The following is a 6,251-nucleotide window of genomic DNA, read 5'->3' on the forward strand; positions in this document are numbered from 1 at the left end:
ACCAGCCACCCGATCCGATCCTCGCGTTCCTCGAAGGCCTCTGATTATGCCGATACCTCACGACTGAACTCCCTGCACCACAACCGACCCCACCTAAACATCGGCATAATCGTGAGGTCGGCATAATCGCAGCAATGCCGATATCGGCATTGCTGCGACAATGGTAGCGAGTTCCTGAACAAGGCCGTCATCGCCTGGGCGGCGGAGAGGGAGATCTTCTTCACCCGCTCACGGCCGTACAAGAAGAACGATCAGGCCACGATCGAGTCCAAGAACAACCATCTGGTGCGCCGCTACGGGTTCTACTACCGCTACGACACCGACGCCGAACGCGCGGTGCTCAACCGGCTCTTGCGCCTGGTCAACGACCGGCTCAACTACCTGACCCCCACCATCAAACCCCTGGGCTACGGCTGTGGCCGTGACGGTCAGCGTCGCCGCCTCTACGACCAGCCCACGACCCCACTGGACCGTCTCCTGGCCGCCGGGATCCTTTCACCAGCCCAAGAATCGGAGCTGCTCGCCTACCGCGACAGCCTCAACCCGGCCGCCATCGCGCGCCAGATCGCCGACCTGCAAAGCCGACTGCTCGTCTTGGCCAAGGAAAAAACCGAGCAGCTCTACCTCGCGACCATCCCCACCGCACTACCCGACATCCGCAAAGGCATCCGGACCAAAGCCTCCTAAAAGAGCCCAATTACGGGTTGCCTGTGACGTGAACGGGGTTCCGCAACCTCCGCACCTGTGAACGGGGCTGGCTCAACGGGTTCCGTTGCCGAGGTTGTCTTGTCTGGGCCACACCGCCTACGGGCACATCCCTCACGCGTCAAGAGCGCTTCGCGTCGCTTCGCGATGGCCTTCGGCCACCCTTGACCCGCGAGCCTCTATGCGCCCTCTGGGCCGGCGAAAGGTGGGGCAGGTCAACAGACCTGGCCCCTGGCATTGGCGTGGCCCAGACAAGACAACCCGCGGGAGGCACAACCGGCGAGCAACCTACCCATCGATCCGATCAACAGAACCCACTTTCGCGGGCATTCCTACGTGATGCATGGATCAGATTTCGCGGGCATATTGACGTGATGCATTACGCCCCGCCGCAGAACCGTCTACCTCCAACTCCTCAACCAGCTCGACACAGCCACCCCTTTTGGGATTCCCCTCATATCGTGGAGACATCGCCCATGAGGAGGTTCGGCGATGGAAGCACGGCGAAAGTTCGACCAGCAATTCAAGGTGGGTGCGGTTCGGATCGTCCGGGAAACCGGCAAACCCATTGCGCAGGTCGCCCGCGATCTTGGGGATCCATCAGGGCACGCTGGGTCGATGGGTGAATGGGGATCGACGTCCCAACAAGCAAAGTCTCTACGGTTTGAGGGGATTGCCACTTGACAGCGATCACCCGCATAAGCGTGCAGTTTTGCCTGCGCATCCACCACGAACCGGGTCTTGGCCAGCTCCTGCTCCAGTTGTCGTTTCTCCTGTTCAAGGCGGGCGATCCGCTCGGCTTGCGGGTCGTGCTGCTTATGTCCGCACGCAACGGCGCGCCCAAGCCAGTGCGCCGCCGTCGCGGGCCCGCCGCCACTGCACAATGTGGCTGGAGTACAGGCCCGCCCGACGGAACAACGCACCCTTCTCACCATCGGGGGCGGCGTCGTAGGCGGCCAGGACCTCCAGCTTGTACTTCGCGGTGAACGTCCGGCGCCGGGCACGCTCGGGCGCCTCAGGGTCGGGACGTTCCATTCCAGCACCGCTCATCCGACCGGGATCTTCGATCCCGGTCGCCCGGACCAAATGTGGTCACCGTGTTCGTTACCTCGGCGAAGCTCTCCATCCCCGCCCTAGCCGCTGCCGGCGAGTACTGTGCGGTGACTACGAGTCGACGATCGCGGCGGATGTGGTTGGCCCCTTAGGCCACAAGATGCTGGCGAATACCACAAGTGACCCGCGGCGAGCGTAGCAACCTGGCGCCAGTGCCGGCGGTGAGGTCGTTTGGTTGCCTTCATGGTGCGGGCCTCGACGCGAAACGGGGCCACGGTTACGAGCTTAGATCCGAAATAGCGTGGCCAGGAACAAGGTAGCCATACCGGCGGCCATCATTGCCTGACCGAGGTTGCCCAGCGACCTATAGCGGGTTGTGCCCTGCCGCCGCTGAATGACGTGCCTGCATGCCCAGAAAACCGCTGCGACCGCGAAGGCGACGGTACCGAGCCAGTTCACTACGTCGAGCCATAGGGGCGATCCGCTGCTTGCCGGCATGCTCGTCATGGCAGCCATGTCCATGTCCGGCATCGACATATCCGGCTCAGTGTGGTGTTGGATGCTGGATCCGACGGGCAGCAGATGAACGTTCATGATGGCATACATCCACGCCGTCGCCAGCATCATCAGGCCGTGATATCCGTATAACACTCGCGGGGCGGTCGTGCGGGCCGAAACGACGCCGACCGTCACGAACCACACTGCCGCCAGCAGAAAAAACACCGCAAGTCCCGTCGTCGGGAACCCTGCGCTCCACGGCCAAGCCATCGCCGCCATCGCAACTGCCATCACGAAATGCAACCCGTGGCTCATGACCGATGTCCACGATCGGCGTTGCGTGACTACCGGTAGAAGACATTCGGCGGCCGCCAGCAGGAACAGTCCGGTGACCACCCACCGAAGCACCAGGCCGTAGATCATGCGCTATCGAGGCGCTCAGATCGGGGAAAAGTCATGCGGTTCAACATCGATGGTGATTTGAGACCCTGTCATGTGTCGCGGCCAAAACGGCGTAGCCGCAGCGAGTTCGTCACCACGCTGACCGAGGACAATCCCATCGCCGCGCCCGCCACGACCGGGTTGAGCAACCCGACTGCGGCAAGGGGGATGGCGGCGGTGTTGTAGCCGAAGGCCCAGCCGAGGTTTTGATGGATCGTGTGCAGGGTCTGGCGCGAGAGCTGGATCGAACGCACGACACCGTCGAGCCGGCCCGACATCAGTGTGATGTCGGAGGCCTCGATGGCCACGTCGGTACCGGTGCCGATCGCAATGCCCAGGTCGGCCTGCACCAGGGCGGGGGCGTCGTTGACGCCGTCGCCCACCATCGCGACGACCCGGCCTTCGTTTTGGAGCCGGCGAATTGCGGTGACCTTGTCTTGCGGCAACACCTCGGCCAGCACGCGGTCGATGCCGACCTGGTTGGCGATCGCGGCCGCGGTGCGGGCGTTATCGCCGGTGATCATGGCGACCTGCAGCCCCATCGCGTGTAGCTGACGGACCACGTCGGCGGCGTCGTCTTTGACCGTGTCAGCCACCGCGAGCACACCCACGACCCGGTCGTCGCGGCCGACGAACACCGCGGTGCGGCCCTGCTCTTCGAGCTCTGCGGCCGCCGCAGCAAGCTGATCCGGCAGCAGCAACCCCTGTTCGTCGACGAGCTTGCGCCGCCCGACCAGCACGGGCTGGCCGTCCACTTGAGCCCGAACCCCGTGCCCGGCCAGGTTGGTGAACTCTGTGGCGGCCGGGATCTGCAATCCATGCTCGCGGGCACCCGCGACGATCGCCGCGCCGATGGGGTGCTCAGAGCCCGACTCGACCGCAGCGGCAAGCCGCAGCACCAGATTAGGCTGGCGGCGCTTGCCGACAATGACGTCGGTGAGCTGCATCTGGGCGCGGGTCAGGGTGCCGGTCTTGTCGAACACCACGGTGTCGATCTTCTTGGAGGCTTCTAGGACCTCGCCGCCTTTGACCAGGATTCCCATCTCCGCACCCCGGCCGGTGCCGACCATGATCGCCGTGGGGGTGGCCAGGCCCAGCGCACATGGGCAGGCGATGATCAGCACCGCCACCGCAGCAGTCATACCGGCGATCGGGTTGGCCGCGATCAGCGCCCAGCCGGCAAACGTCGCGGCGGCAACCCCGACGACGGCTGGCACAAACACCGCCGAGACCCGGTCGGCCAGCCGCTGTATCGGGGCCTTGCCGCCCTGTGCTTGTTCGACCAGGCGCACAATCTGGGCCAGCGCGGTGTCGGCCCCGACGGCGGTGGCGCGCACCGTTAATAGCCCGTCGGTGTTGACCGTTGCCCCGGCAACACGGTCACCCACCCTCTTTTCGACCGGGACCGACTCGCCGGTCAGCATCGACTCATCGACGGCGGCGCGCCCGTCGATCACCTCACCATCGACGGGGATCTTCTCGCCGGGCCGCACCAGCAGCAGGTCTCCGACTTGCACCCGATCCACCGGCACGAGAATTTCTTGGCCGTCGACGAGCACGCAGGCTTCTTTGGCGCCCATCTCCAGCAGCTTGCTGATCGCCTCCGAGGCTTTGCCCGTGGCTCTGGCCTCGAAATAGCGGCCCAGCACCACGAACCCGATGATCAACGCCGCGGTGTCAAAGTACAGCGGCCCCCCGGCGAACAGCTGATAGGTGGAGTAGCCGAACGCGGTTAATGTGCCCAGCGTGATCAGGGTGTCCATGTTCGCGGACCCTGCCCGCGCCTGCTGCACAGCCCCCTTGAGGAATGGCCAGCCGGCCACGAACTGCACGGGCACCGTCGCGGCGAATGCCAACCACCCCGCCCACGGATAAGCGCCGAACAGCATCGGCGCCGCCAACGAAACCAGCCCCAACGGCAAGGCCAGCCACACCCGCCGCAACCACCGCCGCTGCTCGCCCTCACTGTCCTGCCCCGGCGACCCATGACACGAGGCCGCCGGCCCCTGGTGGCAGCCGCTACCCTCAACTGCTTCGCTCAGCGTGTCGGCGTCAGGCGAGCGGCCCAGCAAGCGACGGATCCCGCCGGTGATTTTCTGCACCACACCGGTGGTGCGCGCATCGGCCGAGTGCGGGGCACGCGCGGGCACCAATTCTGCCGGGATGTCCCGCGCATCGGAGATCGCCGATGCGACGGCGGTGGTGTCACAGCTTTCGGGCGAATACCAGATCACCACCGATGCCGTTCGCGGATAGGCATACACGGCGCGCACACCGGGCACCTTGGCGACCGTATCCTCGATCGCGACCGCCCGAACCGCGTCGAACTCAAACCCGCCGGCACGCACTCGCATCCGCCCCGCCGCGTCGGACAGAACTTTCAGCGTGAGGTCGGCATCGGGCAGAGTATCAGTGGTCATGGTCATGGTCATGGTCATGGTCATGGTCATGGTCGTGGCCCGAGTCTGCCACCACCAGCGGTGGAACGTCGTCCCCGATGCGCTCTCTTGCCTCGGCCATCACGTCGGCGACCGTCAGTCGAGCCAGCTCAGCGCTCTTCTCGGCCTTGCGCCCGGCCTTGCGGGCAGCGCGCATACCCCACGCGGTCACGGTGACGGTCGCCTCGTGCAGCGGAAACTTCGCCGCCGTCCAGCGGACCCCCTCATAGGCCACAACCCCCACCGCGCCGGTTACCACCGTGGGCACCGCCTTTGCCAAAAGTCCCTGCCACGCCATCCCGAACACTTCCTTCCCATCGTCGACCCATCACGGGTTGCGGACAGTCACAGTCCTGGCCGCCACGTCTACCTTCCGACCGTAGCCATCCCAGCGGCGGCTATGACATCTCGATCACCTGCTGCTCGTGTCTTGGCCAAATGACTGGCACCGAGAAACCTGGTGGCCGTCATATCGTGCTCCCTGCCGGCGCCGGCTCGGCATCGGTTGGTTCTCCGACCGCAGCACCGCTCAGCCGTGCCCGCGGACCGGTCAGTGCCGCCGTGAACTTGACCGCATCAATCAGTTCGTCAATGGCTGCTCGCCCGCGGCCATCCAGCACCGCTGCGGAAAAACACGTCTCCAAATGGTTGTGCAACATCACCCGATTTGCTCGCTCGAGCGAGGACTGAACCGCTGAGATCTGCTTCATCACATCCACGCAATACGCGTCGGACTCCAGCATCCGAATGATCCCGTCGAGATGACCCCGAACCGTCTTCAGCCGGTTCAACGCCGCACGCTTCTTCACCGTCAAATCGCTGCCGTTCATAACACCCACAAACACTCATAGGTCCACCCCACCTGGGGTGGGTAGACGCAATCATAGGCCCAGTCGGCCCAGCCCCGTCAAGACTCCGGCGTGCCTCACCTACTTTGAGCGCGTGGCCGGCGGTGGTGCCTCAGCTATTTTGAGCGCGTAGCGCGGAAGGCTTGCCCGATGTGGAGGGGCAAGATCGATATGGCTGCAAGGCGGCAGGTAACCAACAAACTGCGAGGTCAGTACCGCAAGGCGTCGAAGGCGGACAAGGGCGAGATTCTGGATCGGGTGGTGGCTA

At 64.7% G+C, this 6,251-nt stretch carries 7 protein-coding genes; 2 read left to right on the plus strand and 5 right to left on the minus strand.

The window, feature by feature from the left end; all coding sequences use genetic code 11:
- Positions 1-285 precede the first annotated feature (285 nt).
- Positions 286-687 (plus strand): transposase, encoded by a 402-nt coding sequence (locus EET03_RS10760; protein ID WP_244232309.1) that lies wholly within the window; start codon positions 286-288, stop codon positions 685-687.
- Positions 688-1,197: 510 nt separating this feature from the next.
- Entirely contained in the window at positions 1,198-1,389 is a 192-nt protein-coding gene (locus tag EET03_RS33000; protein ID WP_082274545.1) for a transposase, read from the plus strand.
- Positions 1,390-1,521: 132 nt separating this feature from the next.
- Here EET03_RS33000 and EET03_RS30775 read toward each other — a convergent pair whose 3' ends face one another.
- The 5 genes from EET03_RS30775 to csoR all read right to left on the minus strand — a co-directional run bounded on the left by EET03_RS30775 (position 1,522) and on the right by csoR (position 5,965).
- The gene (locus EET03_RS30775; RefSeq protein ID WP_075541975.1) at positions 1,522-1,740 is read right to left on the minus strand and encodes a hypothetical protein; all 219 of its coding nucleotides are present in this window, start codon (positions 1,738-1,740) and stop codon (positions 1,522-1,524) included.
- Positions 1,741-2,043: 303 nt separating this feature from the next.
- Positions 2,044-2,679 carry a DUF5134 domain-containing protein gene (locus tag EET03_RS10775; protein WP_099193998.1) on the minus strand — a complete coding sequence of 212 codons (636 nt, stop codon included), beginning with the start codon at positions 2,677-2,679 and terminating at the stop codon, positions 2,044-2,046.
- A gap of 68 nt (positions 2,680-2,747) precedes the next feature.
- A complete protein-coding gene (locus EET03_RS10780; RefSeq protein WP_099194329.1) occupies positions 2,748-5,051 on the minus strand; it encodes a copper-translocating P-type ATPase in 2,304 nt (767 codons plus the stop codon).
- Between the two features lie 55 nt (positions 5,052-5,106).
- Positions 5,107-5,433, minus strand: coding sequence for a DUF1490 family protein (locus tag EET03_RS10785; protein ID WP_122508758.1), 327 nt, complete (start codon positions 5,431-5,433; stop codon positions 5,107-5,109).
- Positions 5,434-5,602: 169 nt separating this feature from the next.
- Positions 5,603-5,965 carry a copper-sensing transcriptional repressor CsoR gene (csoR, locus tag EET03_RS10790; RefSeq protein ID WP_063468769.1) on the minus strand — a complete coding sequence of 121 codons (363 nt, stop codon included), beginning with the start codon at positions 5,963-5,965 and terminating at the stop codon, positions 5,603-5,605.
- Between the last annotated feature and the right edge of the window lie 286 nt (positions 5,966-6,251).

It is taken from the genome of Mycobacterium innocens (genome assembly GCF_900566055.1).
Taxonomy (GTDB): Bacteria; Actinomycetota; Actinomycetes; order Mycobacteriales; family Mycobacteriaceae; genus Mycobacterium; species Mycobacterium innocens.

Bases quoted from the DNA above. Each gene is read 5' to 3' on its own strand.
- EET03_RS33000 (WP_082274545.1), top strand. From the start codon at position 1,198: ATGGAAGCACGGCGAAAGTTCGACCAGCAATTCAAGGTGGGTGCGGTT.
- EET03_RS30775 (WP_075541975.1), bottom strand. From the start codon at position 1,740: ATGGAACGTCCCGACCCTGAGGCGCCCGAGCGTGCCCGGCGCCGGACG.
- EET03_RS10775 (WP_099193998.1), bottom strand. From the start codon at position 2,679: ATGATCTACGGCCTGGTGCTTCGGTGGGTGGTCACCGGACTGTTCCTG.
- EET03_RS10780 (WP_099194329.1), bottom strand. From the start codon at position 5,051: ATGCGAGTGCGTGCCGGCGGGTTTGAGTTCGACGCGGTTCGGGCGGTC.
- EET03_RS10785 (WP_122508758.1), bottom strand. From the start codon at position 5,433: ATGGCGTGGCAGGGACTTTTGGCAAAGGCGGTGCCCACGGTGGTAACC.
- csoR (WP_063468769.1), bottom strand. From the start codon at position 5,965: ATGAACGGCAGCGATTTGACGGTGAAGAAGCGTGCGGCGTTGAACCGG.